Consider the following 25,364-nt stretch of genomic DNA (forward strand, 5'->3'; position numbering starts at 1 on the left):
GCCAGGATCAAACTCTCCATAATAGAAAAGCTTAATTGTACTCATTGACTTGCTAGCGAGATTTTGCAATCTCATTTATAGTCGATTGCTCGACTTTGCTTACTCACTCGTTGTTCAGTTTTCAAAGATCAATTTCTTTCGTTCACCGCCGCGTTACCGAAGCAGCGAAAAGTAATATACCATGTCGAAATTTGATTTGCAAGCATTTTTTAAAATTTCTTTTTTATGAATGTTTCATGCTGCAATTACCTGCGTTTGATCGACAGATTAGCAATATACCATGGTTCCAATAGGATTACAACCTCTAAAAAAAGAACAATGCTGTATTTCTACAGCGTTGTTCTTTTCCTTCAATAAAGCTCTATTCGTCTAGTGTTCGATAGTTCAATACCAGCTTGTAAAAACGGAAGAAGTCCCATAAGCTAACGGAATCGCGGCTCCGATCATCAGAATAGGTCCCCACCAGGTGAAGAAAGAGATACCCATAAATAGGCTTATTAAGATCAGCGCAGGCAGCACTAGAATAGGCGTTGTTAATTGGAGAGCTTGATGTTTCACTGTATCCTGGATAGGAAATAGGGTCAGAAAAGGTGCCGTTAATTCATCTTTGCAAAAGGATTTTCTCCAAAATGCCAACAGGCAAGCTGCAAGTATCCAGATCGTGATTTTAAGAACTCCCGGCAATATAAACATAGTCGCACTAATCAGAGCGGCAAATTGTATCGTTTGCTTCCATTGGGTGCCATTCCTAAAAAAGGATTTTACCAATAAATCAGCGATTCCGTTGCCAGCGCCTTTTCCCTTAAACAAGCGTTGTGAATTCTTGAATAAAAGAGGACGCTTCCGTTTCGGTTTTCTTTTCCGCTCCATCACACGAATTAACATTAAAGAGACTATCCGCATCCGCGAATCTCTTTCTCTGGCGACATCCGCCAAGAATGCCCCTTTCTCTTGCAACCGAATTTTGCTTAAGAACACAGCCAGTGCTAGAAGAAGAATCAGAATTGCCCAAATAAAGCTCGCGTTATGACTTACCGCCGCAACTAGCTTTTGATACGTGTAGAACAGCCCAACAAAAACCGCTATTCGCAACAGCCAAAGCAGTATTCCCTGTATACGTAGTGCAAGCAGTTGGCGAAGCAAGCCTAAATTTATTTTCAACAGATAGGTAAGCAACCAGAAGCAAATAATCTGAGGCATACCAAAAGAATACGTCTGAACCAGCAAAGGAAGAAACACAAGCGTCAATAGTAGCGTAGTGATCCCCTGCAGAACAAGAGAGTATCTGTAACCGAGAAACATGAGATGCTGAAACCAACGCTGGTTCTGCCTGAGAAAAAGCTGGTCCCCTTCCTCAACAAAATATCGAATAGTTCCAAGCCAAGTGAAAAGATAGAAGACCGTCCCAACCATAAACATCGATATCCAACTAAACCAAGAAGGCTGAGCCGCCCACCAAGAATAGTATTGATAGCCAGCCACAATCATCAGCGGAATAACAAAGTAGATGGCAATAACCCAATCCACCGCCATTCGTAACGCTTTATACTGAAAAAACCAATCCGATCGAACCCTTCGTGCAAAAAGCCGGAAGCTGCTTTTCAAGATGAGGTCCCCCCTCTCATAGTAAAGAATGGAAGCAGTCGAATAATGGCGCATCCGGCATGCCGCATTGCTGCCTAATGTCCTGCAGGGAGCCGTTTGCCACCAATCTGCCTCCTGAGAGAAGTACAAACGAACTGCAAATCCTCTCTGCTGTGTCTAAAACGTGTGTACTCATCAAAATGCCCGCGCCTCGCTTACGTTCCTCATCCAACATCCCCAAGAAATCTTTGATCGCCTTCGGGTCCAACCCAATGAAAGGCTCATCGACAATGTACACATCCGGTTTATTCAAAAAGCCCAGAATCAGCATGATTTTCTGCTGCATCCCTTTGGAAAACTTCCCTGGCAATTGATGCTTCTCATCCAGCAGCCGGAACCGGTGCAAGAGATCATCCGCACGCTCCAGAAATACGGTTCGATCAAGTTCATAAACGGAAGCGGCAAACTCCATATGCTCCCACAATGTCAGCTCATCATATAGAATCGGATGCTCCGGAATGTAGGCGTAGCTTTTGCGCTCCCCCATAAAAGAGATTTTTCCCTTGAACTCCTTCAGCAAGCCTAGGATGCTTTTCATCGTCGTGCTTTTGCCAGCCCCATTCGGACCTAACAGACCTACCAGTTCACCTTGCCGTACCTCAAAATGAATGTTTTTTATAATATCCGGAACCTCATCGTAACCAGCCTGATCAATATGTACTTCTAATACAGCTAATCGTTCTTCTGACATTTGCGGTCACTTTCCCTTCTAACCTCATCCTATAGTGCATCTTCACATTTCTACCGCCTTTTATCAAGTTCTGCTTCCCCATGTATATAAATCGACGATTTGGTCAAATCTAGTATCTATTACTCTATCAACACATCTATCAACAAAAGGAGGTTCTGCAAATGAAGGCTGACATGAAAAAAAATGTACTGCTTAATCGATACCATTTTCTGATGTGGGCAAAAACTGGCGACATTTTGTATCTTAAATTAATAGGAAATATGATTTCACAATAATTGAACTCATACATAACTGCCAAAGCCGTAAGGGATCCTGTCCCTTCGGCTTTTTGTATTGTCTGGTCTTAACCAGCTCCCGCCGTCATAAGATGTTAAGTGAACCACTGAACCATCCTTACGCGAGGGGGGGTACATCATGTCTGGTCAGAACGAGCATGGAGCGGCTTATTTTGAAAAAATGCTGAATATCATTGATGTAGGTGTTCATCTCATTGACCGTGAGGGAATTACCATTTTCTATAATGATAAGATGGCCGAAACCGATGGTTTGAAAAGGGAGCAGGTGGTTGGGAAGAATTTTTTTGAGCTTTTCCCCTCCTTAACCAATGAAACGAGCACTTTCATGAAGGTGCTGCAATCCGGCACAGAAATCCGCGAAAAAATCCAAACCTATGTCAGCGTGACAGGCAAAAGAATCACAACCATTAACAGCACGTACCCTATTCTTGAGCACGGTGAAATTATCGGCGCCTTAGAGGTGGCCAAAGATATTACAAGCATCGTTCATCTCCACGATCAAATTCTGGATCTTCGGCATCAAATCTATGAGTCCCCTGCCAAAGAAAAAAAAAGTGCAAGCTCCGCCCGCTACCATTTCAGTGATTTAATCGGCAAAAATGAAGCTTTCCTGCAAACGATCTCTTTTGCCAAAAAAGCATCGCGTACAAGCTCGCCCGTTCTGATCTGCGGTCCGACCGGCACGGGGAAGGAATTGGTTGCCCAAAGCATCCATAATGCAGGAGCTCGTAGAAATCGACTTTTTATCGCGCAAAATTGTGCGGCTGTCCCCAATGAACTGATGGAAGGCATCATGTTCGGAACGGCACGGGGAGCATTTACCGGTGCCATCGACCGAGCAGGCTTATTCGAACAAGCCAACGGCGGAACGCTTTTTCTCGATGAATTGAACAGCTTGGATTTATTTTTGCAGGCGAAATTATTGCGTGTGCTGCAGGACGGTCTTGTTCGCCGGGTTGGTGGCACGAATGAGCAGCAGGTGGATGTCCGCATCATTACTGCTATGAATATAGACCCTAAGGATGCCTTAGATAAGGGTATGCTGCGCAGCGATCTATTTTACAGATTGAATGTTGTAAATCTTACACTCCCTCCGCTCGCCGGGCGTAAAGAGGATATTCCGATTTTGACGAATCATTTTATAGATAAATTTAATGACCTGTTTGGTATGAAAATTACGAGCATAGCGCCATCCGCCATGCAGCGTTTGCTCGACTATCATTGGCCGGGAAATATTCGCGAGCTTAGCCATGCGATTGAATCGACCTATAATATGATGGAGCTGGAGTGCGAAATCATTGAAGAAACGCATCTTCCCGCTTCGATCACGGGGAATAATGCCCTCCGGTTTGAGCAGCGGCCTGAGTCGGCGAACCCAACCGGATTAACCGATAAGGTGAAACAGCTGGAAAGGGAAGCGATTGTGAGCGCGCTCGCCCATCATCAATACAATGTTACTCTGACCGCTCAAGCGCTCGGCATCAAGCGCCAAGCCCTGCAATATAAACTTCATCGCTACGGCATCGTGAGAAAACCTTAATCTGTCCACCGACTCCGCAAGGAGTCTTTTTCGTGTTATCCGATGCAGTGAGGAAATGTTGGCATGCTTTTTGCATCTTCTATTACTGAGCAATCATCATTACTGGAGGTGCCAATATGGAACGACGTCACTGGAAACAGGTTGCACTATGGAAAAACGTCACAGATGAGCAATGGAATGATTGGCTTTGGCAGCTGACACACACCATTCGTTCCTTGGATGATCTGAAGAAAGTCGTAAATTTGACCCCCGAGGAAGAAGAGGGCGTTCGCATCTCGACGCAAACGATCCCATTGAATATTACCCCTTACTACGCATCTTTGATGAATCCCGATGATCCGCGATGCCCGATTCGCATGCAGTCTGTCCCTGTTTCTGCCGAATTGTTGAAAACGAAATATGATCTGGAGGACCCTCTGCATGAGGATGAGGACTCCCCAACGCCAGGCTTAACGCACCGTTACCCGGACAGGGTGCTTTTCCTGGTTACTAATCAGTGTTCGATGTACTGCCGGTACTGCACGCGCCGCCGCTTCTCAGGTCAAGTGGGGATGGGCGTTCCCAAAAAACAATTGGATGACGCCATTGCGTATATTCGAAATACGCCTGAGGTGCGCGACGTTTTGCTTTCCGGTGGGGATGGGCTGCTGATTAACGACAACATTTTGGAGTATATATTGAAAAATTTGCGGGCGATTCCCCACGTCGAAATCATCCGGATCGGCACGCGGGCGCCGGTTGTTTTCCCGCAGCGAATTACAGAGCATTTGTGCTCCATCATTAAAAAATATCATCCGGTCTGGCTCAACACGCATTTCAACCACCCTTTGGAAATGACGGAAGAAGCAAAAAAATCATGCGCCATGCTCGCCGATGCAGGTGTTCCTCTGGGCAATCAGTCTGTCATACTGGCAGGCATCAACGACAGCACCTACATTATGAAAAAGCTCATGCATGACCTTGTAAAAATGCGCGTACGCCCTTATTACATTTACCAATGCGATTTGTCCGAGGGAATCGGCCATTTCAGGGCCCCCGTATCCAAAGGCCTCGAAATTATCGAGTCGCTGCGCGGCCACACGTCCGGGTATGCGGTCCCGACTTTCGTTGTGGATGCACCCGGCGGAGGAGGCAAAATTGCGCTTCAGCCAAACTATTTGATCTCGCAGAGCCAAGATAAAGTGATTTTGCGCAACTACGAGGGTGTCATCGTCGGGTACCCAGAGCCCAAAAACTATGTGCCAGGCCGGGCGGATGAGTATTTCAACGAATTCTACGGGGTTGAAAAGCAGCCTGAAAGCACGGGCATCATTGCGCTGATGAAAGATGAAAAATTCAACTTAGTGCCAGAAAATTTGCGCCGGATCGGCAGAAGGAAAGCATACTCGGATTCGCCGGAGCACGCCTCTTTGAAGGATCGCCGGACAAAGCGGGATGAAATGAAAGATAAGCTGATGAAGGCGCAGCAAAAAGAGAGCAAGGCGGCCGCTGCGGAAGGCGCCCCGTCCACGGGGGCGCCTAGTGAGGGCGAAGAGCCAAGCGCGGAAAGCTGAGCGGACTGGCCGAATGAGCGGCTAGTGCGGGGCGACCCTGCGAGGGTGCGGGCGAGTTTGCGCAGGGCGGACGGGCGAGGTGCGGAGTGAGTTAGCGCTGAGCGGACGAACGAGGTGCGGAGCGAGCTTGCGTGGAGCGTCAGTGCGGGGCGCGGACCGAGTTTGCGCGGGGCAGGCGCGTAGCGAGTTTACGCTGAGCGGCGGGCGGCGGTTAGCGTACAAGGGGCGCTAGAGGGAACAATGGTCCGCTATTTTGCAAAAGAGCGTCACTTTCCTTCGCCAAAGGAAACTACGATCCGCTATTTTGCCAATGTGGGCCCAATTGCAAGGATTCAGGGTAAATAAGGCCCTGTAGTTCCATTGGGACTCTCAATTCAGCGCATTTCGCTCAATATAGAGGACTGTAGTTCCTATACACACAAGAGTTGACGTGATGCCACCTATAAACATTAAAGGGGTATCCCTTAAGTAGACATTCTACCTAAGGGATACCCCTTCAATTTTCCTAGAAACGCACAGGCAGAGCAGGCCAGGAGCGCTACTTTTTAAAGCATATCAGCTTCAGCTCGGTCAGCTCCTCCACAGCGTATTTCACGCCTTCCCGTCCTGTTCCGCTTTCCTTAACGCCGCCATACGGCATTTGGTCGACGCGAAAGGTGGGGATATCATTAATCATGACGCCCCCCACCTCTAATGTTTCAGCAGCGGCGAATGCGGTCCGAATATTTTGCGTATATATCCCCGCTTGCAGGCCATACCTGGAATCGTTGACCAGGCGGATGCCTTCCTCAACGCTGGCGATTTTATTGATCATCACGATGGGAGCAAAAGCTTCCCGGCAGGAGACGCTGCTCGCGGCATCAACATGCAGCAGAACTGTCGGATGAACGACATTCCCCTCTTTCCTGTTGCCGGTTGCGACAACGGCGCCGGATTTCTCCGCATCCGCTATCCACTCCATAGCGCGCTTGGCATCGCGCGCACTGATAACAGCCGATAAATCCGTCTGGAGATCAAGCGGATCCCCTAATCGAAGCATCTCAGTCTGCTTGACGAACTTTCCGACAAATTCATCAAACAGCTGCTCATGCACGTAAATTCGTTGAATGGAAATACACACCTGGCCTGCATAGGAAAAAGCTCCCGTAACCGCTCGCGCAATCATGCCATCCACATCCGTCCCTTGATCGACAATGAGCGCAGAATTAGAGCCTAATTCTAAAACCACTTTTTTGAGGCCGGCCTTGCTGCGTATGGCTATCCCGACTTCCGGACTTCCAGTGAAGGTCACCGCTTTCACGCGTTCATCGGTCACCAGCAAGTCCCCAATGGCGCTCCCGCTGCCGGTTACAACGTTCAGCGCCCCTGCGGGAAGCCCCGCCTGCTGCAAAAGCTCTGCCAATAACAACGCAGACAGCGGCGTTTGGCCAGCAGGCTTCAAGACGAGCGTGTTGCCCGCAGCAAGCGCGGGACCCACCTTATGCGCAACCAAATTCATCGGAAAGTTAAACGGTGTTATCGCTGCTATGACGCCCAAAGGCTGGCGAATCGTGTATGCCACACGATCCTCTCCGCCCGGTGCTGCGTCCATCGGAATCGTTTCGCCGTGAATCCGCTTCGCCTCTTCAGCAGCAAACTTGTACGTTGCGATGGTTCGCTCCACCTCAAGCCTTGCCGTTTTTAGCGGCTTCGCTGCTTCAAGCGCAATAATTCCTGCGCATTCCTCCGCCCTTTCGCGGATTAGAGCCGCCAGCCTTTCTAAGATCGCAGCCCGTTCATGTGCCGGCATCCGCGCCATCAAGGGTCTGGCTCTTTCAGCCGCCACCAGTGCGCGCTGCACTTCGGCCGCTCCTGCGTAGGCAATCTCGGCAATCTGTTCACCGCTGTAGGGTGAGAATAAGGGCCGGTATTCGCCAGCCTCTACCCATTTCCCCTCTATGAATAAGTGCTTTCTCATGCTGTTTCCCCTTTCCTAGCTGCTGCAAGCCCTTAGCGCCGCCTCCAGCACATCCAAGCCCTCAGCAAGCTGCTCATCTGTAATCACTAGCGGGCTCAGAATACGAATCACATTCCCGTAAATGCCTGCGCTCATCACGATAACGCCGTGCTGATGCGCTTCCTGCAAAATCCGAGCCGTCAGCTCCTTATCCGGTGTCCGGCTCACAGGATCTTTCACGAACTCAATGGCGCTCATCGCGCCCAGTGTGCGCACGTCTCCGATACAGCTAAACTCCTGCTGCAGCCGCCCAAACCTTTCAGTGACGGCTGCCCCGATCCGGGCAGCCCGTTCGGAGAGCCGCTCCTCCTCCAGCATGGCAATGACTTGCAGCGCAGCAGCGCAGCCAAGCGGACTGCCGCCATATGTGCCCCCGATTTCCCCTATACCCGGGGCATCCATGATGTCCGCTCTGCCGGTCACCGCGCTGATAGGGAGACCGGCCGCAATCGATTTGGACATCGTCATGAGATCAGGCACAACGCCGTGGTGCTCCATGGCAAACATTTTACCCGTCCGCCCGAATCCTGTCTGAACTTCATCGGCGATCAGCAGAATACCATATTTCTCGCAGATCGCTTTGACCCCTTGAATGAACCGTGTGGAAGGGATGACAAAGCCCCCTTCGCCTTGAACTGGCTCAAGGATCACGGCAGCTACATCTTCGCCAGGGACCTCCGCCAAGAAAAAATCATCAAACTTCTGCAAGATGTGCTCATCCAGCTCATTCGCAGACATGCCGACGGGAGGACGGTAGTAGTACGGATAGGGCATTTTATACGTATCGGGTGCAAAAGGCCCGAACCCATTTTTATATGGCTTCACTTTACTTGTGAGCGACATGGCCATGTAGGTTCTACCATGAAAGCCTCGCTCGAAGGAAATGACGGCTTTGCGGCCCGTAAACTTGCGTGCGATTTTCACTGCATTCTCAACAGCCTCCGCCCCGCTGTTCAAAAAGAACGTTTTTTTCGGATGATCGCCCGGAGTCAATTCGTTTAATTTCTCAGCAAGAGCCACATACGGCTCATACATCATCACGTGAAAGCAGGGATGCAGATAACGCTCCAGCTGCGCTTTCAGCGCTTCCACCACTCTGGGCGGACAATGGCCGACATTCAAGGAGCCGATTGCACCCGCGAAATCGATAAAGGTGTTCCCGTCGACATCGGTGAGCAGCGCTCCCTCCCCTTTTGCCGCAAAAGTAGGTACGGTGTTGAATGGTCCCCGCGGAATGCTCGCCATACGGCGCTCCAGCAGCTTCTGAGCTTCCGGCCCCGGCAGAGAGGTCTTCATCTCAATGTAAGTCGCCTTGTTCTCCTTCACATCCATCCCCTATGCCTCCATTCTGTCAAAACCGCACCAATGAATCAAGGTCAGCGCGATGATCTCCGCAGCCACGAACACATCCTCCAGCACAATGTGCTCATTCGGATAATGCGCCACTTGCGTAATGCCGGGCCCAAAGACAAGGCAAGGCGTCTCCCCCAGCTGCGTCAGCAGACCGCCATCCGTGCCCCAAGGCGATGCTTCAACGACCGGCTCTTCTTGCTTAACCTTGCGATACTGCTGCATGAGCACCTCCATCAGAGGATGCCCCGGATTGACGCTGCCCGGAACCCATTGCGCCCCGAACCACGCCAGATCAGGCGGATGCTTTGCAAACCATGGATCAGCTTCCTTCAACCGATCCATCCACCTGAGCATTTCCTCTCTGGCCTCTTCCAGCTTCTCCTCAGGGGCGACGCCCATCCGACCCTCCAACTTTACCGTATCCGGAACAGACGAAGGCCAATTCCCGCCCTGAATGACACCTAGATTAATGGGAATCGGAATCGGATTGTTCGCGTACAACGGATCCTTAATCCGGGCATTCCTCCCCTTTTCAAGCTCCTGGATATGCTGAATGACAACCAGGCTTTTCTCAATCGCGCTAACGCCTTCATACCTTGTTCCACCATGAGCCGAGCGGCCTTTAACTTCAATTCGGAACCACATCGAGCCTTGCTGCTTGGGGAAAATGCGCAAATTCGTAGGCTCCGGAATCAAAGCTGCATCAGCCCTGTATCCTCTCAAGATGGCCGCCAGCGTCCCGGCCCCGCCGCTTTCTTCTTCAACAACGCTTTGAAAAATAACGTCGCCCTTCAGCTTCAGCCCTAACCCTTGAATAACCCCAAGAGCAAGCAGCAGAGCTGTATTGCCGCCCTTCATATCCGTCGATCCTCGTCCGTACAACTTGCCATTAACGACTTCGCCGCTGTAGGGATCATGCTCCCATTGATTGCGCTGGCCTTCCGGCACAACGTCCACATGGCCATTCAGCAGGATGGAACGCCCCCCTCCAGCCCCCTTCAAAACACCCACAACATTAGGACTGCCTGCAAAAAAACTTCGAGGTGAACAAAAATACGGATGATCCGCAAGGTGCTCTCCATCCGGCTCCCATATATCCACGGTCAATCCCAATTTAGATAGCTGATCGGCAACAAGGAGCTGAACTTCTTTCTCGTTGCCTTGCGTGCTTGGTATCCTGACCATTTGCTGCAGCAAGGCGGTCCCTGCGTCACGATGAAGCGTTATCCACTCACGAATTCTCCCTGACAGCTCGGGCAGCTCAGCCATCCCGGGCTGGTCAGCCTTATGATTCGGCAAAGGAATCCCTCCTTTTGGTTGGCTACATTATGGAATGTATGAAATATGTTCCGGAATGATCAAGGCTGCCTCCGTATGACGCACAACGTCATCAACCGTATAAGGCAGCATGATTTCTTTCAAAAGCAGCCCATGCTCCGTCACTTCCATCACTGCCATTTCCGTTATAATCAGCTTCACGCAAGCCCGTGCGGTCAACGGCAAGTCACATTGCTTCTTCACCTTGGATTCGCCCTGCCGGTTGACATGGTTCATGAGCACGATCACTTTCTTCGCTTTTTGGGCGAGCTCCATCGCGCCGCCTATACCGGCCACCCGCTTGCCAGGCACGATCCAATTCGCCAAATCGCCGCGTTCGCTGACCTCCAGCGCCCCAAGGATTGTAATATCAATGCAGCCTCTGCGAATCATGGCAAAAGCAATGGAGCTGTCGCAATAGGATGCTCCTTCTACAATCGTGACCGGATAGCCGCCCGCGTTGCAGAGGAACGCATCTTCCTCCCCCGGGTTCGGTGCTCCGCCTGCGTACAAGATGCCGTTTTCCGCGTGAAAAACAATCTGAACGCCCTCCGGCACATAGTCCGCAACTTGGGTTGGGATGCCGATTCCCAAATTAACGGCCATGCCGTTTTTCAATTCCTGAGCGGCCCGCATCGCTATTCGGTCACGGTTTTCTTTTCCCATACCCATTGCCAATTCACTCCTTTGCTGAGGATGACCATATCGACGAAAATGCCCGGCGTGACAATACTTTCGGGGTCCAGCGCGCCAAGCGGCACAATCTCATCGACTTCGGCAATCGTACATGTACCGGCCATCGCAACGAGCGGATTGTAATTTCTACCGCTTTTATCATAAACAAGATTGCCGTAGGGATCGGCTTTCAACGCATGAACGATCGCTACATCAGCCGTCAAAGCCGGCTCCACCAAATACGTTCGCTCGTCAATCGATACCGTCTCCCTGCCTTCTCCCATCATCGTTCCGACGCCGACGTCCACCAAAATGCCTCCGAGGCCGACGCCGCCTGCACGGATTTTTTCCGCCAGCGTCCCTTGTGGGTAAAAGACGACCTCCATGGAGCCATCCTCCATCATTTGGCCAGCGTTAGGATTGGAGCCGATATGGGAGGCAACCACCTTTTTCACCCGTCCGGCGGTCACTAAACGGCCAATCCCGATATGTGGAAAACCGGTATCGTTACCGATAATCGTTAAGTCTTTGACCCCTTTGTGCAAAATACCATCGATCAGCGTCGGAGGTGTGCCTATACCACCAAACCCGCCGTACATTAGTGTGCAACCGTCGTTAATAGCATGAAGCGCCTCTTCCAAGCTCTTCACTTTGCTCAGCTCAGATCTCGCCATCCTTGTCACCTCCTGCCGACTCCCTAGTCAATTCATCCGCGACTTCCCGAATCGCTTCCTCCAAAAGCTGTACAAGCTGATCGACTTCCGCTTCAGTAATGACCAGAGGCGGCGCCACAATAATGGCATCCCCAGCCCCATCCACGGCGCCCGATGCAGGATAAACGAGCAAGCCTTTATGAAAGGCTTTATCAATGATTCGGACAGTGATGCCTTCCCCAGGCGGAAACATCGCTTTATCATCCCGATTCCGAACGAACTCGATGGCCAGAAGCAGGCCTTTGCCCCTGACATCGCCAATGATTTCGATGCCCTCTGCCATTTCGCGCAGCTTAGTTAGCAAATAAGCTCCCATGCTTTGAGCAGCCTCAGCAAGTTGATGCCTCTCGACGTAGCCCAGAACCGCCAGCGAAACAGCCGCCGACTGCGGATTGGCGCTGTAGGTGTGGCCGGCCATGATGCTTTTGGAGCCTTGCAGAATAGGCGCCATCACATTGTCCTTGACCAGTGTGGCGGCCATCGGCGTGTAGCCGGCGCTCAAGCCTTTGCCCAGCGCCATCAGATCAGGTTCTACGCCATCATGCTGCATGCCAAACATTGTCCCCGTTCGGGCAATGCCGGTCATCACTTCGTCGGCGATAAATAAGATCTCATAGCGATATAAGATCTCTTTGATCTTCTTGTAGTAGCCTTCAGGCGGAACAATCGCCCCTCCGGCAGCTCCTACAATAGGCTCCGCTATGAATGCGGCGATATGCTCAGCACCGATTCGTTTGATTGCTGTTTCCAAGTCGTCTGCACACGCCAGCTTGCAAGAGGGAGCAGTCATCTGAAGCGGACAGCGGTAGCAGTAAGGGGGAGCGACGACCGGATAATCTTCTAATAGCGGTATGAACCGCCTTCTCCTTAGAACATGACCGGACATCGAAAGAGCGCCCATGGTGATGCCGTGATAACTCATTCTGCGCGATATGACCATGTTCTTCCCAAAACGGCCTTTCTCTTGCCAGTGCTGAATGGCAATCTTCATCGCCGTTTCCGTCGCTTCTGAGCCGCTGTTCACGAAGAAGGCCCAGTAGTCGCCGCCAGGCGCCATATCGCTCAGCTTCTTCGCCAGCTTCTCTGCCGGTTCGCTCGTAAATTGAGACCTGTATACAAAAGAAACCTTGCCCGCCTGCTCCATCATCGCATCGATGATTTCTTGCACGCCGTGTCCAATGCCGGCGGTCACAGCCCCTGAGGATGCGTCCAAATACGCTTTTCCTTGCTCATCGTAAAGGAACACCCCTTTTCCATATTGAACCGTGGGATAAGAATGGTCCAAAACCGGCTTGATTAAATGCTCCCGCTCCATAAGGCACCCCCGCTGATCAGCCATTACTATGGTTTATTTCAGAAACATATTCTTGACCCGAGGCGCTTTCATCAGCTCTTCATAGCGGAAAGAGCTCCCCAGCGCTGAGACGTCATGCCAATACAGCATCTCTTCGATCTGCTGTGCGGTACCTTCCAGCACATACGTACGGCAGTTGGCGCACTCGATCGCGGGAACGTCCAGAATCTGAACCGCCATCCTTCCGTCCGGCATGATCCAGTAGCAATCTTTGACACCTTCACGGACATCTTCCGTCTCACACCACATACACTGCATAAGCTTTCTGCCTCCTTCATGACCACCGGATATGTTTTGCGCAGCAGCTGCATCTGCCTAATAAAGAAGCAAAATGCATGCCAACTTTTGACGGGCACAGCAAAGTATTGCAAGGCTAATATTGCGAATCTAAGCATATAACCATGTTAAGAAGAAGGGGGAATGCGAAATGCCAAATGATCTGCCGGCATATAGCAATGAGGTTGAACACGGCAGCGATTATACGGTAAGCTTTTGCCTCGATTTCATGAACAAAAGGCTGCGGGTAGACGACTACCAAGGCAATGTCGATGCCATTTACAAGCGAATAACCGAAAGAGCCAAGACGCATGCGCTGACCAAAGTTTTTATCAAATCGCGGGAACAGGATTGGCAGACCTTTTTGGGAAAAGGCTGCATGCTGGAAGGCGTTTATAAAGGATATTTTCACGGCAAGGACGCCTACTGCATGGCTTTTTATTACGATCTGGAGCGGCGGAGCAGCGATTATTGGATGGAGGAGGATCACATCTTGCAGCAGGTGCTGGCACTTCCCCGCAAACCCGACCGGCCTGCCGTACCAGAGCCATTCACCCTGCGTATCGCCCGGGCCCAGGATTCGGGGCAGCTGTCGCATTTGTACAGCCGGATTTTTCAAACCTACCCCACACCGATGAACGATCCGCTTTATGTTGCAAAAACGATGCAGGAGGGAACGATTTATTATCTCGTCGAATCGCAAAGTGAGCTCGTTAGCGCCGCTTCCGCAGAAATCAATGCGCTGTATGCCAATGCGGAAATGACCGATTGCGCCACACTTCCCGCCTTCCGCAACCAAGGACTCATGAGACTCTTGATGCATGCTTTGGAGGATGAATTGATCGCTCGCCAAATTACTTGCGCTTACTCGCTATCCAGAGCTCTTTCCTTCGGCATGAATGCCGTTTTCTATCAGATGGGTTATGGGTATTACGGCAGGCTGACGAAAAACTGCGATATCTACGATAAATATGAGGATATGAATTTATGGGCCAAAGCCTTAAGCGTGCCATGACCCTTTATGGTAACTATATGCGTTTCCTTCTCTGGGAAGAAGAAATGCCCAGCTCTTCCCGATATTTCGTCACGGTGCGGCGCGAGATCTGAATGCCCTCCTGCATCAGCAGATCAGCGAGCTTTTGATCCGAATAAGGTTTGGCCTGGTTCTCGCTGCGAATCCATTCTTTCAATCTGGTTTTGACACGCTCGGAAGACGCCGCTTCTCCACATTGGTTTGGCAGGCCAGACGGGAAAAAATGCTTGAGCTCGAAGATACCCCACGGCGTTTGGGCATATTTGCCGGCCGTTGCGCGGCTGATTGTCGATTCATGCATGCCGAGCTTATCGGCAATATGCTTCAATGTCATCGGTTTGAGATAGGCCGTCCCCTTCCAAAAAAACTCGCTCTGCTCGTCTGCAATCGCTTGCGCCACACGAAAGATGGTCTTTCGCCGCTGCTCCAGGCACCGTAAGAAGAACATCGCCGATTGGAATTTGCCGGTTAGGAATCGGGCGGCTTCATTCTTCACTCTTTCCTCCTTCACCAGCCGCTCATAATAGCCATTCATCGATAAGCGAGGCAGCGCTGCCTGATGTGTGAACACTGCGAGCTGTTCGCCTGATTTTTCAATAACCACTTCCGGAATGATATAGTGAACGGCTTCTGTATGAAAAGCAGCCCCGGGTCTTGGATTTAGCCCCTTAATGACTTCCATGGCGGCCTGAATTTCTTGCGGCGATGCCTGCAGACGCTGTGATAATTTATGAACGTGATACTCGGCAACATCTTTCAGATGATGGCGAATGAGAACGGCGACCAGCGGAAAGCTTTCGGCCAAAGAATGGACTTGCAGAAGCAAGCATTCTTGCAAATTTCTCGCTCCCACACCGACAGGCTCAAAGCTTTGCAAAATCCGAAGCGCCTGCTCCACTAGCTCACGCTCCACCTTCAACACATCCGAGATTTCACTTAACGAAGGTCCAAGATAGCCATTGCTGTCCAAATTCCCGATCATAAAAATGACGATTCGGCGTAGTAGTTGCGGTACCTTTTGCATGAACATGAACTGCTCCTTCAAGTGCCTTTCCAAGGATACTTCGTTCGACGCGGCATGGTGAAGCGGATCATAGGAAGAATCGGTGACCCCCTTGCGGTTAGGACGAGACAGGATAGGATAATCCGCAGTCCGATCGTTAACGGAAGCAAATTCCAAGACCGGATTCTCATTCATCTCCTGCTGAACAACCTCCAGTAATTCCGGTATCGAGAGCTGCAGAATCGATATGGCTTTGCGCAGCTGCGGGGTCAACCGCATTTTCGCCGATTGTTGTTGGAACATTCCGTAGCCTTGGCGCATGAACATCATTCCTTTAGGTTGTTGCTATAGTGTATTCACGCAAGGACGATCGCTTGCCACTCCATTTGCAAACAACAAAAAAGCCTGCAAAAGGAGCCTTTTACGGGCTTAAATCTAGTAAATTTTCATAGATTATGTTTAGAAAAATAGAAATTGGACGAGTCTAGTAGCTGTAACTCTATTATTTTTCTTTGAGGAGGAGCTATGATGTTTCTAAGAATCTTGTTTACGACTCTGACAATTCCTTTATTGGTTAGTTTATGGCTAGCAGATAGAGCCTATTCCTATCCAAGCAGCGACGAGTACACGGACCTTCCGCAATCTTACAGTCTAGCAGTAAATGCTACAGCAGCTGAACCTGAAACAACCACTGCTCAGGCAGTCGTGCCGCCTACAACACAATATCAGATAAACCGTGGAGACACCCTGTTCCAAATCGCCCGTGATTTTGAAATCGATGTGAATGATCTGATGGCTGCCAACGATATTCAAGATCCACGCGGGCTCACGGTTGGACAAACCTTAAAGATTCCCTCCGCCGGTGCGGGGGCAGGAGCTTCAAAAACTCAGCCAAAAATCATAAAAAAAGTCATTAATACCACACTAACGGCCTATACGGCGGGCTTCGAATCTACTGGCAAAAAGGCCTCCCATCCGATGTACGGCATTACCTTCAGCGGGTTAAAGGCCAAAGAAGGACGGACGATCGCCGTCGATCCAAACGTCATTCCGCTGGGCTCAACCGTATTTATCGAGGGCATCGGCATTCGCAAAGCCGAAGATATCGGCTCGGCGATTCGCGGTTCGAGAATCGATGTGTTCATGAACGATTTGGGCCAAGCCAAGGAATTCGGCGTGAAGAAGAATGTGAAAGTCTATTTGCTGAATCGAGAGAATATTTAATATGGAGCGTCCTAGTGGCGCTAACTAAAATGGGCAGCGTAAACTTCATTGATTTTGGAGGCGTCAGCTATTAAGTTCATTTCCCTTAGGGCAGTGACGACAAGACTGATGGCTGTCTGGTTCAACTGCGTCCGGTCGCCAACCGCCTTCAGATCCCCTTCGTATTTCAGTCCGGCTTTACTGTCGATATCCACCTTCATCTCATTCTTCGTGAAAGTAGGGTTGGAGAGGATATGCAAGATTTTCGCGGTCTTCCCGCTCTCTTCCATCTTCGCTTTGTAGCCTGCCGCTTCTGATGTGCTTTTGGTGATGAACGTATGCCCCTTGCTCCATTTGTTATAGGTAGCGTTGGCTTCGGGATCGTCCCTGCCATGAGTGGAGACGCCCGATCCTTTCCCGCCTTTATTCGCTCTAATTCCACCTTCGGCAATAGCTTCCACGTTTTCCGTAAACGTCACGTGATAAAAAATGCACACATCGAGAACCTTTTTGATAGCTTGTTCAATCGTCCCATTCGGGTTTGCAATAGCATCTTCGCTTTGGGCTAATCTCGGCGTTAGAAACATTGCCTTAAACGGCTCTGTATTAATAATTTCCTCAGCCAGCGCACGCTCCGTAAGTTCCCGATCGACATACTGCGCCATATCGTCCCGCACTGTGCCATAGGACGGAAGATTATCCTTTCCTTCACTTCGGTTGCGCATCTTTACCCACAAAGCAGAGAGATCGCTGTCTTTCCATTTTTTCTTTGCGCTGTCGTCTAACGATCGCTGAATTACAGGGATAGATGCTGTCTGCTGGACAGCCATACGCTGAACCATCTGGGACACGGCTCGATTTCCTGCGGTGCGCTGCAGCATCATGATGTGGGAGAGGGACGAAACCGGACCCGCTTCTTTTCGTTCAGAAGGTTTCTCCGGATAGGAAGTTTGCTGCTGGGCTTGCAACTGATTGTTTCCGTTGCGGTTTGGTACGACTGCTTTACTCATAGTAGGAGCTCCTATTCGAGGTTTTAGGTAGAATCCGCTCATCGTTCTTGCTTCATTTTACCCTATTTTTATCGGTTGACACGGGAGAAATGTGAAGTCTAATGCGGCTTGAACCCTCGTTGGATCAGAGCGCTTCTCATCAAAAAGTCAGCATGGAGATTAGTGCGGGTGGCAACCTTTGCGGCAAAATAGCGCCCTGTTGTTCCCCTACAAACATAGAATTTCCTATATGTAAAAAAGGAGCCAACCGGCTCCTTTTTTTCGTTTCGTCTATGTGAGAGGGACAGTGCTTCTTACATCCGTGGGGCATGGGAAGTAAGTGCTTTCACGAACATTCAACCATAGATTATAATGAAGTCAAAATGGAGAATGTCGAGGTGTCGTCGATGCTGCAGACCGTAACCGGACTTATCAATGAAAAAGAAGCTGGAACCCTACTTGTCCACGAGCATATCCTCGTTGGATTTATCGAAGATGGAAAGTTATCTCCGAAGGATTATGACCGAGACGAGGTTGTGGCGATGATCTTGCCGCTCCTGCTGCAGCTGAAGGAGGCAGGCTGCTCCACGTTTGTTGATTGCGCGCCGGAATACTTGGGGCGTGACCCCTACCTGTTGAAGGAGCTGGCTGCAAAATCCGGCCTGCACCTCGTGACGAATACAGGATTCTATAAAGCTCCTTATTTGCCGCCCTTCGTCTATCAAGCCACAGAACAGGATCTTGCCGACCTATGGATTCGTGAGGCAAGGAATGGCATCGGAGATAGCGGCGTATTTCCTGGCTATATCAAAATTGCGTTGAACGACGGAACATCGATCAATGAGACACAGCAAAAAATTTTGCGGGCGGCTATCCGCACCTCGCTTGAAACCGGACTGCCGATTCAATGCCACACCATCGGTGGGGACACCGCTCTGCATGCTGGCGAAATCATGAAACAAGCCGGTTTTGACCGGGAGCGGTTTATCTGGGTGCATGCCCAAACCGGCAAGGATTTGGCTGTCCATCAGCAGCTTGCGGCTGACGGCATGTGGATTTCGATTGATTCTATCCTGCCAGGCACATATGACAAGCATGTGGATTTGCTGCAGCAATTACTGGCTCATGGCGTTAGCGGCGATCGCATCCTGCTTTCTCAGGATACGGGGTGGTACACGGTCGGTGAAGAAAGAGGCGGCAACCTCCGCCCCTACCACCACCTGCTGACCGATTTTCTCCCTTATGCGGCTGAGAAAGGATTGGATGAGCACTGGCTGCAGCAGTGCGTTACCCGCAACCCTTATCAGGCAATGCGTATACGGAGTTAAAACGGCGAAAAACCAGCAGCTCTCGGGCATCTCCCTATCGGCCACGGGGAGCTTGAAGGGAACTTGAGTCCGCTATTTGGGCAGCATCAGCCCGAATCTTTATTTAAGCGGAACTACTGGGGCACAAGAACCCAAAGATTCAAGGATTCAAATACCAAACATCCAAGCTCGCAAGATGAGCTTCGCCCTTCTTGGCAAAAAGCTTGATACCCAAGCTGTCCGCCGCAGGGTAAATACGGTTCGTGACGGTCTTCATGCCGTCATTCGCGAAGAGTTCAACCGAAGAGCGGTCGAGAAAGATGTGCAGCTTCACGAGACCATCCTCCAACGGCGCCAGCTGCACTTCGCTCACGCCCGCTTCACCTGCGCCGGAGTGCGTACGATCGACGCTGAGCTTACGGTCAGCTGCCGAATAGCTCACTTGCGTATATTCGGCGCCATCTTCCGAGCAGCGAAGCAGCAAGCCGAAATCCACGTCCCCAGCGGATTTGCCCGTATCAAAAACGGCGATGAGCTCAAGCGTATCGCCATTCACACCCGGCAGCGTCAACTCCGCATCCGCGCTAATGGAAAGATCGCTCACGCGGTGATGCGCCCCGCGCAATGCTTTCAGCTCAGCGACAGGCCCCATCCGCAGCGTACCGTCTGTATGGAGCTTCAGCTCTCGCGGCAGGGTAAACGCCCCCATCCAGCCTCGATCCTGCTCTGGCATTTGTGCGCCCCAAATGTTCATCCAACCCAAGAGGATGCGACGGCCCTGCCCGTCCACGAACGTTTGCGGCGCGTAAAAATCGAACCCATAATCTAGCCGCTCCGCATAGCTGCAGTCGAATTTCCCCGTTGCGTAATTCAGCTTGCCGGTTAAGTACATCGTCTTCGTCGTTCCCATATTCATCGGGGACACAACAAGCACGTGGTCATCCCCGTTCCCTAACGGGAAGAGATCCGGGCACTCCCACATATCTCCCATCGTGCCGTCGCTTTCGGCGGCAACTCCCAGATAACGCCACTCCTGCAAATCCGGAGACGTATACAGCAGCGCTTTGCCTAAGCCATCTTTCCCGTATCCGATCACCATGTACCACGCTCCGTCATGCTGCCAAACCTTCGGGTCCCGGAACCCGAAACCGCCCTCCTCCGGCGCTCCGGCAATGACTGGGTTGCACACTGCTTTGCGGAAGTTCACCCCATCGATGCTAGTCGCGAGACACTGCACTTCCACCGGTGCGCGCCCGTCGACATGCCCCGTGTAAATTAACGAGAGCACGCCGTTATTGTCCACTGCACTGCCCGACCAGCAGCCATAGCCTCCGGCTTCTCCAGCGTCGTATTCTTCCGAAGGCGCCAAGGCGACTGGAAGGTGCTCCCAGTTGACCAAGTCTTTGCTTTTGGCATGACCCCAGTGCATCGGTCCCCACTTAGGTTCATACGGATAGTGTTGATAAAAAGCATGGTACTCATCTTTATAATAAATGAGGCCGTTCGGGTCATTCATCCAACCGGCCGGGGGCATCAAATGATACCGCAGCCTGTAACTGTCATCCGCAAACTCTGCCGTTTGGTGCTTCAATACATTATTCGCTTGCGCTATTCGTTCCTCATGCACCTTATGCAATCCCGTGTTCACTTGCTGATTCATCGTTTCTCCCCCTTTGACTGCGTGCCTGCATCAAAACATCAATTTCTGCTATCGTCCCCAGTGACGGGATGGCGCCTTTTCGCGTTGCGGCAAAAGCTCCAGCGGCATTAGCGAACCTCAACGCAATACGCAGCTCCTCCTCGCTCCAAGCATGCAAAGGCTTCCCAGCCCGCAGCACCTGATAGAGAAAAGCTCCGAGAAAACCATCACCCGCTCCCGTTGTGTCCACCGCTTGAACGGAATAACTGTCAACCATTCCCCACTTCTCATTTATCCGGTAAAAAGAGCCTTCACGCCCGGCCGTTACTAGCAATAGTTCAATCGCATACCGCTCCGCCAATTGCCGAGATGCAAGCTCGATATCAGGTTCCCCTGTAAGAAAAAGAAGCTCTTCCTCGGACACTTTGACAAGATCGGCAAGTTTTAATCCCGCCTGTATCGCCTCTCTCGCCTGCAGCTCGCTCTTCCACAAAGAAGGCCGCCAATTAGGATCGTATGAAATGAAAGCACCACACTCTTTAGCCCGCTGCACGGACTTGATCGTCGCATTGTAAGCCGGTTCCCCTGTCATTGAGATGGAGCCGAAGTGAAAAATCCGTGTTCCTTCCACCATAGCAGCATTTACTTCTTCCTCCCTTAGCAGTTGATCCGCACCGGGCTGGCGGGCGAAATGAAAGGATCGTTCTCCCTGCGCATCCAAATGAATGAAAGCCATCGTCGTATGGGCCTCATCCGACACGACAAGTCCCTCATCCGAGATCCCCTGCTGCTGCAAGGCTTGCCTTAAATACAAGCCGAAAGGATCCATCCCCACTTTCCCGATAAAACCTGTCCTCCCACCAAGCCTCGCAACAGCCGCAGCAACATTGACGGGAGCCCCTCCCGGGTTGCGTTCATAAACCGGCTCTCCGGCAGGGGACAAGCCATGCGGCGCAAAATCAATTAAGTATTCGCCTATTGCAACTACATCATAGTTCATCTTAAGCTCCCTTTCTTCCTGTTATACCAGTTCTCTTCAACTCTCTCCAACCCTAGCCTTTAATGCCTGACATCGTAATCCCCTGAATATAGTAGCGTTGCAAAAATAAAAACAGGAATAAGATCGGCACGGTAGACAAGGTGTTGGCGGCGAGCACTTTGGACCAATCCGTTCCTTCATTGGAGGAGAACGTAGAAATCCCTACTTGGATCATCTGCATCTTCTGATCGTTAATAACAATGAGCGGCCAGAGATAGGAGTCCCAATTGCCAAGGAACGTCATTAATCCCAGTGTAATTAAAGCCGGCACTGCCGCCGGAAGCACGATCGATACGAAAGTGCGCGGTAAGCTGGCTCCGTCCATACGTGCCGCCTCCATCATTTCGCTGGGTACCTCCGCGAAAAATTGCCGCAACATAAAAATTCCGAACACAGACAAAAGGGAGGGGACGATCAGCGCTTTGTACGAATTCAGCCAACCCAGATCATGCATGAGCAGGTAATTGGGCACGAGCGTCACTTCACCCGGGATAATCATTGCAGACATAAACAGAGCGAAAACGACTTTTTTGAACCGAAATTTGAGCTTCGCAAACGCAAAAGCCGCCATAGCATTAATGATAAGTACAAGCGCGGTGACAATCGTAGCTACAAAGAGCGTATTCCAGATATAGCGAAGAAAAGGGTTGCGCACATTGAAAATGACATTATGAAAATTACGCCACGTCCATTCCACCGGAACCAGCAGGTGAATATTCAAGGACGTGTATTTAAAAAGCTCCTGATACGGACGAAATGCCCCGGCAACCATCCATAGGATCGGAGCGACAGAAATCAGAGCGATCCCGATCATGATGATCATTCTTACGGTGTTGGTTATCCTCTTCATAGCGTTTCTCCTCCTTTTTTAATCCGTGTCCTTGCTAAACAGCTTCATCTGAATCAGTGAAATGGTCAATACGATGGCAAAGAGGACAAAAGCCGCTGCTGTGGCATACCCCATTCGCATCTGCGTAAAAGCCTGCTTGTAAATGTAGAACACGACAGTCTCCGTCGAGCTGTTCGGCCCTCCATTTGTCAATACGAAGACAAGTCCTGATAGTTTAATCGCGTCAATCGTCGTCATAATTACAACGAAAGCCATCGTCCGGTTCAACAGCGGAAGTGTAATTTTGAAAAACTGCTGCATCCGAGATGCGCCGTCCACTCTGGCAGCCTCGTACAAGTCAGGAGAGATATTGTTCAAGCCTGCTAGGAAAATGATCATGAAAAACCCTGCGCCTTTCCAAATCCCCAGCACAATAATGCCGTTCATCGCTGTGGACGGATCGGAGAGAAAGCTCGTCACCGGCAGGTGCAAAGCCTTCAGCACACTGTTCAGCAGCCCAAACTCCTTATTGTAAATGAGCTTAAACACCGTTGCAGCCACAGCCGTCGAAATGATAACCGGAATAAAATATAGCGTTCGAAACAGCCCGGACGTTGCCGTTTTCTTCTGAATCAACAGCGCAAGCCCCAGCGCGATGCTCGTTTGTATCGGAATGACGATGATGGCAAAATAAAATGAATGCTTCAGGGAATTAAAGAATGCACGGTCTTTCATCAGATGCACATAATTGTCCATGCCGACAAAGACATCTCCCGCACCTACTAAGGAGTAATTTTTAAAGCTGATGATAAGGGCTTGCAGCATAGGGTAAAACACGAAGACAAGCAATAAAGCAATCGCAGGTAAAATAAACCAGAATGCGGTTGTCTGCTCATGCCTTCGAAAGCTTTGCGATTTCTTCTTGGTTGCAATCGCTGTTTGTATCACCGTATCCATGGTTCGTCTCTCCGTTCTGCATAAAAGTTAGTTATCGCCGTAAACAAAAACCTGGAGGCCGGCAATCACGCTGCCATCTGCGCTAACCGCTTTGATTTCCGTCTGCCCTGCCCTTAGGCCCCTCACAACAGCCCCATCAGGAGTCGCAGAAACGACAGCTACCGCATCGTTGGCGGACTCCCATTTCAATTCCTGCGGAGCGCTGAATGGTACTACGGAGGCATCAACCTGCTGACTGCCATTAACAGGTACATCTAGCGTGCTCTTGCTCACCACAATCCGCTGCGGCTTGCCGGCATTCACATCCTCCTTGCGCCATACCGTCTGCATCGGAAAGTAATGCGCGCTGTCCAGCATGACGCCGCCTTCTACAGCCATTAGCTCCATACGGTTGCTCGTTGGGTCCGGGAAGATCAGAGAGGAAACGACGGCCTCGCCATCGTTAGCAAACACCTCAAGGCTGGATTCATCCACATAAAAGCGAAGCTTAAGCTTGCCGTCCTTTAGCTGCAGCGGCGCTTTTACTGTCTCGGCGAAGCCTTTCTCAAATGAAGTGATACCTGAGTGCGTCCGGTCTACGGCAAGCTCTGCGGATAGCGCATCATAGCTGACGACCGTTTCCTGGCCGCTGCCTTTCCTAAGCTTGAACGCCACCTTGGCATTCGGCTGGACGGACAGCTCCGTAACCAGCTCATACGATGTTCCTTTGATCCCCTCAAAAGGATTATGCCCTTGAGCCAATTCTTGTTTAGTCAACGCTGTCTCTTTGCCACGCAATCTGTCTAGCTCCTTAATTGGCAGCTGAACGAGCCGCAAGCCTTGGTCAGGCATATTCCGCAACTTCAGCTCGCGTGGAATGGACATGTTGCCCTTCCAGGCGCCCGTCGGCATCGCGAATGGATACCGCCAATTAGACATCCAGCCTAGCCATATCCGGCGCCCGTCTTTGGCGGGAATGTCCGAGTAGGAGACAGCGGCATAGAAATCTTTGCCGTAATCCGTCCAGAGCACATCGGATGGCTTGTTGTCATTCTTGAACGTTTTCCCATCGAACGAGCCGACAAAGTATTGTGCCGTCGAGCCCTTTGTCGCTGTATTGCTGCCGATACTCACGGTCAGCACCCACTTTTTCGCCTTGGAGTCTTCAACCGGCAGCTCAAACAAGTCCGGACACTCCCAAACAGCGGCATGCGAGCCTTGATCGCTTCCGAACTCGCTCGTCATCGTCCATGACTTCAAGTCCGGCGATGTATAGAAACGGACACGGTTATCCACAGATACTACCATTACCCAAGACTTAGTTGGCCCGTGCCAGATGACTTTGGGGTCGCGAAAGTCCTTCAAGCCCGGATTCGGAATGACCGGATTCCCCGCGTATTTCGTCCACGTTCTGCCTTTGTCGGAGCTGTAGGCAATGCTTTGCGATTGAACCCCGCCTTTGAAATGGGTAAAAATCGCAACCAGCCCCGCTTTGCCTCCAAAAAATCCGCTCGTATCCTTCTCATCGACCACCGCGCTGCCGGACCAAATCTCGCCGAGAGAATCACGTACCAATGCAGCGGGAAGATGCTCCCAGTGGATTAGATCTTTGCTAACCGCGTGTCCCCATTGACCGCTATTTTGGTAAAACTGGTGATATTCTCCTTCGTAATAAACCATCCCGTTCGGATCGCTCATATTGCCGGATTCCGGCGATAGGTGATACTGTGGACGAAATGTTTCTGTATAATAATTAGGCTCACTCGAATACGTAAAAGCTGCGCTTTCCTCTGAGCCAACCAAATCTTTGTCACCTTGAACCAATACCGCTCCCCCCCAACTCAGAAGTGAGACCGCGGCAGCACCGATTGCCCATACTCCTACTATTTTTCGCATACGTCCTCCTTCTGCAGATCGTCGAATTTTTCCGTATGGTCATTGTACCGAGGGCGAGGGGAGAAAGATTTCAAAATCATTG

The 25,364-nt window shown here is 50.8% G+C and carries 21 protein-coding genes; 5 read left to right on the top strand and 16 right to left on the bottom strand.

The annotated features are described in order from the left end of the window. Positions 1 to 384 precede the first annotated feature (384 nt). Together J2Z65_RS32820 and J2Z65_RS32825 are read right to left on the bottom strand one after the other, a co-directional pair. On the bottom strand, positions 385 to 1,605 hold the full coding sequence (locus J2Z65_RS32820) for an ABC transporter permease (RefSeq protein ID WP_167056045.1): 1,221 nt from the start codon (positions 1,603 to 1,605) through the stop codon (positions 385 to 387). Between the two features lie 16 nt (positions 1,606 to 1,621). Further along, positions 1,622 to 2,335 carry an ABC transporter ATP-binding protein gene (locus J2Z65_RS32825; RefSeq protein ID WP_167056043.1) on the bottom strand — a complete coding sequence of 238 codons (714 nt, stop codon included), beginning with the start codon at positions 2,333 to 2,335 and terminating at the stop codon, positions 1,622 to 1,624. A 414-nt stretch (positions 2,336 to 2,749) separates the two neighbouring features. Between J2Z65_RS32825 and J2Z65_RS32830 the strand changes: the two genes are divergently transcribed. Next, positions 2,750 to 4,171 (top strand): sigma-54 interaction domain-containing protein, encoded by a 1,422-nt coding sequence (locus tag J2Z65_RS32830; RefSeq protein ID WP_167056041.1) that lies wholly within the window; start codon positions 2,750 to 2,752, stop codon positions 4,169 to 4,171. Positions 4,172 to 4,287: 116 nt separating this feature from the next. Next, complete coding sequence (gene kamA / locus J2Z65_RS32835; RefSeq protein WP_167056039.1) at positions 4,288 to 5,724, top strand: lysine 2,3-aminomutase; 1,437 nt, start codon at positions 4,288 to 4,290, stop codon at positions 5,722 to 5,724. Between the two features lie 538 nt (positions 5,725 to 6,262). Here the strand turns inward: kamA and J2Z65_RS32840 are convergent. The 7 genes from J2Z65_RS32840 to J2Z65_RS32870 are packed head-to-tail and all read right to left on the bottom strand — an operon-like array spanning position 6,263 to position 13,390. Next, a complete protein-coding gene (locus J2Z65_RS32840; protein WP_167056036.1) occupies positions 6,263 to 7,681 on the bottom strand; it encodes an aldehyde dehydrogenase family protein in 1,419 nt (472 codons plus the stop codon). A gap of 15 nt (positions 7,682 to 7,696) precedes the next feature. Next, positions 7,697 to 9,052 carry a 4-aminobutyrate--2-oxoglutarate transaminase gene (gene gabT, locus J2Z65_RS32845; protein ID WP_167056034.1) on the bottom strand — a complete coding sequence of 452 codons (1,356 nt, stop codon included), beginning with the start codon at positions 9,050 to 9,052 and terminating at the stop codon, positions 7,697 to 7,699. Between the two features lie 3 nt (positions 9,053 to 9,055). Further along, positions 9,056 to 10,342, bottom strand: coding sequence for a peptidase (locus J2Z65_RS32850; protein WP_167056051.1), 1,287 nt, complete (start codon positions 10,340 to 10,342; stop codon positions 9,056 to 9,058). Positions 10,343 to 10,399: 57 nt separating this feature from the next. Beyond that, positions 10,400 to 11,062: a 3-oxoacid CoA-transferase subunit B gene (locus tag J2Z65_RS32855; protein ID WP_167056032.1), complete on the bottom strand. Its 663-nt coding sequence runs from the start codon at positions 11,060 to 11,062 to the stop codon at positions 10,400 to 10,402. Further along, positions 11,029 to 11,739 carry a CoA transferase subunit A gene (locus J2Z65_RS32860; protein WP_167056030.1) on the bottom strand — a complete coding sequence of 237 codons (711 nt, stop codon included), beginning with the start codon at positions 11,737 to 11,739 and terminating at the stop codon, positions 11,029 to 11,031. Before J2Z65_RS32860 ends, J2Z65_RS32855 begins: the two co-directional genes overlap by 34 nt. Further along, a complete protein-coding gene (locus tag J2Z65_RS32865) occupies positions 11,726 to 13,093 on the bottom strand; it encodes an aspartate aminotransferase family protein (protein WP_167056027.1) in 1,368 nt (455 codons plus the stop codon). Before J2Z65_RS32865 ends, J2Z65_RS32860 begins: the two co-directional genes overlap by 14 nt. 33 nt (positions 13,094 to 13,126) lie before the next feature. Then, positions 13,127 to 13,390, bottom strand: coding sequence for a YokU family protein (locus J2Z65_RS32870; protein ID WP_167056024.1), 264 nt, complete (start codon positions 13,388 to 13,390; stop codon positions 13,127 to 13,129). A gap of 169 nt (positions 13,391 to 13,559) precedes the next feature. On the opposite strand from J2Z65_RS32870, the gene ablB reads away from it, so the two are divergent. Next, positions 13,560 to 14,423 (top strand): putative beta-lysine N-acetyltransferase, encoded by an 864-nt coding sequence (gene ablB / locus J2Z65_RS32875; protein ID WP_167056021.1) that lies wholly within the window; start codon positions 13,560 to 13,562, stop codon positions 14,421 to 14,423. A 13-nt stretch (positions 14,424 to 14,436) separates the two neighbouring features. On the opposite strand, the gene rpoN is transcribed toward ablB, so the two are convergent. Further along, positions 14,437 to 15,765 carry an RNA polymerase factor sigma-54 gene (rpoN, locus tag J2Z65_RS32880; RefSeq protein WP_167056018.1) on the bottom strand — a complete coding sequence of 443 codons (1,329 nt, stop codon included), beginning with the start codon at positions 15,763 to 15,765 and terminating at the stop codon, positions 14,437 to 14,439. Between the two features lie 204 nt (positions 15,766 to 15,969). On the opposite strand from rpoN, the gene J2Z65_RS32885 reads away from it, so the two are divergent. After that, positions 15,970 to 16,668, top strand: coding sequence for a 3D domain-containing protein (locus J2Z65_RS32885; RefSeq protein ID WP_167056015.1), 699 nt, complete (start codon positions 15,970 to 15,972; stop codon positions 16,666 to 16,668). A 20-nt stretch (positions 16,669 to 16,688) separates the two neighbouring features. On the opposite strand, the gene J2Z65_RS32890 is transcribed toward J2Z65_RS32885, so the two are convergent. Then, positions 16,689 to 17,657 (bottom strand): hypothetical protein, encoded by a 969-nt coding sequence (locus J2Z65_RS32890; protein ID WP_167056012.1) that lies wholly within the window; start codon positions 17,655 to 17,657, stop codon positions 16,689 to 16,691. A gap of 362 nt (positions 17,658 to 18,019) precedes the next feature. Here J2Z65_RS32890 and J2Z65_RS32895 point away from each other — a divergent pair, with 362 nt between their 5' ends. Beyond that, on the top strand, positions 18,020 to 18,964 hold the full coding sequence (locus J2Z65_RS32895) for a phosphotriesterase family protein (RefSeq protein WP_205300931.1): 945 nt from the start codon (positions 18,020 to 18,022) through the stop codon (positions 18,962 to 18,964). 139 nt (positions 18,965 to 19,103) lie between these two features. Here J2Z65_RS32895 and J2Z65_RS32900 read toward each other — a convergent pair whose 3' ends face one another. The 5 genes from J2Z65_RS32900 to J2Z65_RS32920 are packed head-to-tail and all read right to left on the bottom strand — an operon-like array spanning position 19,104 to position 25,282. After that, entirely contained in the window at positions 19,104 to 20,603 is a 1,500-nt protein-coding gene (locus J2Z65_RS32900; protein ID WP_167056006.1) for a glycoside hydrolase family 32 protein, read from the bottom strand. Further along, positions 20,572 to 21,582, bottom strand: coding sequence for a carbohydrate kinase family protein (locus J2Z65_RS32905; RefSeq protein WP_167056003.1), 1,011 nt, complete (start codon positions 21,580 to 21,582; stop codon positions 20,572 to 20,574). Before J2Z65_RS32905 ends, J2Z65_RS32900 begins: the two co-directional genes overlap by 32 nt. Positions 21,583 to 21,634: 52 nt before the next feature. Beyond that, positions 21,635 to 22,471, bottom strand: coding sequence for a carbohydrate ABC transporter permease (locus J2Z65_RS32910; RefSeq protein ID WP_167056000.1), 837 nt, complete (start codon positions 22,469 to 22,471; stop codon positions 21,635 to 21,637). Positions 22,472 to 22,489: 18 nt separating this feature from the next. After that, on the bottom strand, positions 22,490 to 23,407 hold the full coding sequence (locus J2Z65_RS32915; protein ID WP_167055997.1) for a carbohydrate ABC transporter permease: 918 nt from the start codon (positions 23,405 to 23,407) through the stop codon (positions 22,490 to 22,492). A gap of 27 nt (positions 23,408 to 23,434) precedes the next feature. After that, positions 23,435 to 25,282, bottom strand: coding sequence for a GH32 C-terminal domain-containing protein (locus J2Z65_RS32920; RefSeq protein ID WP_167055994.1), 1,848 nt, complete (start codon positions 25,280 to 25,282; stop codon positions 23,435 to 23,437). Positions 25,283 to 25,364: the final 82 nt, after the last annotated feature.

Source organism: Paenibacillus aceris, assembly GCF_017874035.1.
GTDB classification, from domain to species: Bacteria; Bacillota; Bacilli; order Paenibacillales; family NBRC-103111; genus Paenibacillus_E; species Paenibacillus_E aceris.

What these genes read in the sequence shown, in the direction of transcription:
- J2Z65_RS32825 (WP_167056043.1), bottom strand. Translation starts at nt 2,335, where the DNA reads ATGTCAGAAGAACGATTAGCTGTATTAGAAGTACATATTGATCAGGCT.
- J2Z65_RS32830 (WP_167056041.1), top strand. Translation starts at nt 2,750, where the DNA reads ATGTCTGGTCAGAACGAGCATGGAGCGGCTTATTTTGAAAAAATGCTG.
- kamA (WP_167056039.1), top strand. Translation starts at nt 4,288, where the DNA reads ATGGAACGACGTCACTGGAAACAGGTTGCACTATGGAAAAACGTCACA.
- J2Z65_RS32840 (WP_167056036.1), bottom strand. Translation starts at nt 7,681, where the DNA reads ATGAGAAAGCACTTATTCATAGAGGGGAAATGGGTAGAGGCTGGCGAA.
- gabT (WP_167056034.1), bottom strand. Translation starts at nt 9,052, where the DNA reads ATGGATGTGAAGGAGAACAAGGCGACTTACATTGAGATGAAGACCTCT.
- J2Z65_RS32850 (WP_167056051.1), bottom strand. Translation starts at nt 10,342, where the DNA reads ATGGCTGAGCTGCCCGAGCTGTCAGGGAGAATTCGTGAGTGGATAACG.
- J2Z65_RS32855 (WP_167056032.1), bottom strand. Translation starts at nt 11,062, where the DNA reads ATGGGTATGGGAAAAGAAAACCGTGACCGAATAGCGATGCGGGCCGCT.
- J2Z65_RS32860 (WP_167056030.1), bottom strand. Translation starts at nt 11,739, where the DNA reads ATGGCGAGATCTGAGCTGAGCAAAGTGAAGAGCTTGGAAGAGGCGCTT.
- J2Z65_RS32865 (WP_167056027.1), bottom strand. Translation starts at nt 13,093, where the DNA reads ATGGAGCGGGAGCATTTAATCAAGCCGGTTTTGGACCATTCTTATCCC.
- J2Z65_RS32870 (WP_167056024.1), bottom strand. Translation starts at nt 13,390, where the DNA reads ATGCAGTGTATGTGGTGTGAGACGGAAGATGTCCGTGAAGGTGTCAAA.
- ablB (WP_167056021.1), top strand. Translation starts at nt 13,560, where the DNA reads ATGCCAAATGATCTGCCGGCATATAGCAATGAGGTTGAACACGGCAGC.
- rpoN (WP_167056018.1), bottom strand. Translation starts at nt 15,765, where the DNA reads ATGCGCCAAGGCTACGGAATGTTCCAACAACAATCGGCGAAAATGCGG.
- J2Z65_RS32885 (WP_167056015.1), top strand. Translation starts at nt 15,970, where the DNA reads ATGATGTTTCTAAGAATCTTGTTTACGACTCTGACAATTCCTTTATTG.
- J2Z65_RS32890 (WP_167056012.1), bottom strand. Translation starts at nt 17,657, where the DNA reads ATGAGTAAAGCAGTCGTACCAAACCGCAACGGAAACAATCAGTTGCAA.
- J2Z65_RS32895 (WP_205300931.1), top strand. Translation starts at nt 18,020, where the DNA reads ATGGAGAATGTCGAGGTGTCGTCGATGCTGCAGACCGTAACCGGACTT.
- J2Z65_RS32900 (WP_167056006.1), bottom strand. Translation starts at nt 20,603, where the DNA reads ATGAATCAGCAAGTGAACACGGGATTGCATAAGGTGCATGAGGAACGA.
- J2Z65_RS32905 (WP_167056003.1), bottom strand. Translation starts at nt 21,582, where the DNA reads ATGAACTATGATGTAGTTGCAATAGGCGAATACTTAATTGATTTTGCG.
- J2Z65_RS32910 (WP_167056000.1), bottom strand. Translation starts at nt 22,471, where the DNA reads ATGAAGAGGATAACCAACACCGTAAGAATGATCATCATGATCGGGATC.
- J2Z65_RS32915 (WP_167055997.1), bottom strand. Translation starts at nt 23,407, where the DNA reads ATGGATACGGTGATACAAACAGCGATTGCAACCAAGAAGAAATCGCAA.
- J2Z65_RS32920 (WP_167055994.1), bottom strand. Translation starts at nt 25,282, where the DNA reads ATGCGAAAAATAGTAGGAGTATGGGCAATCGGTGCTGCCGCGGTCTCA.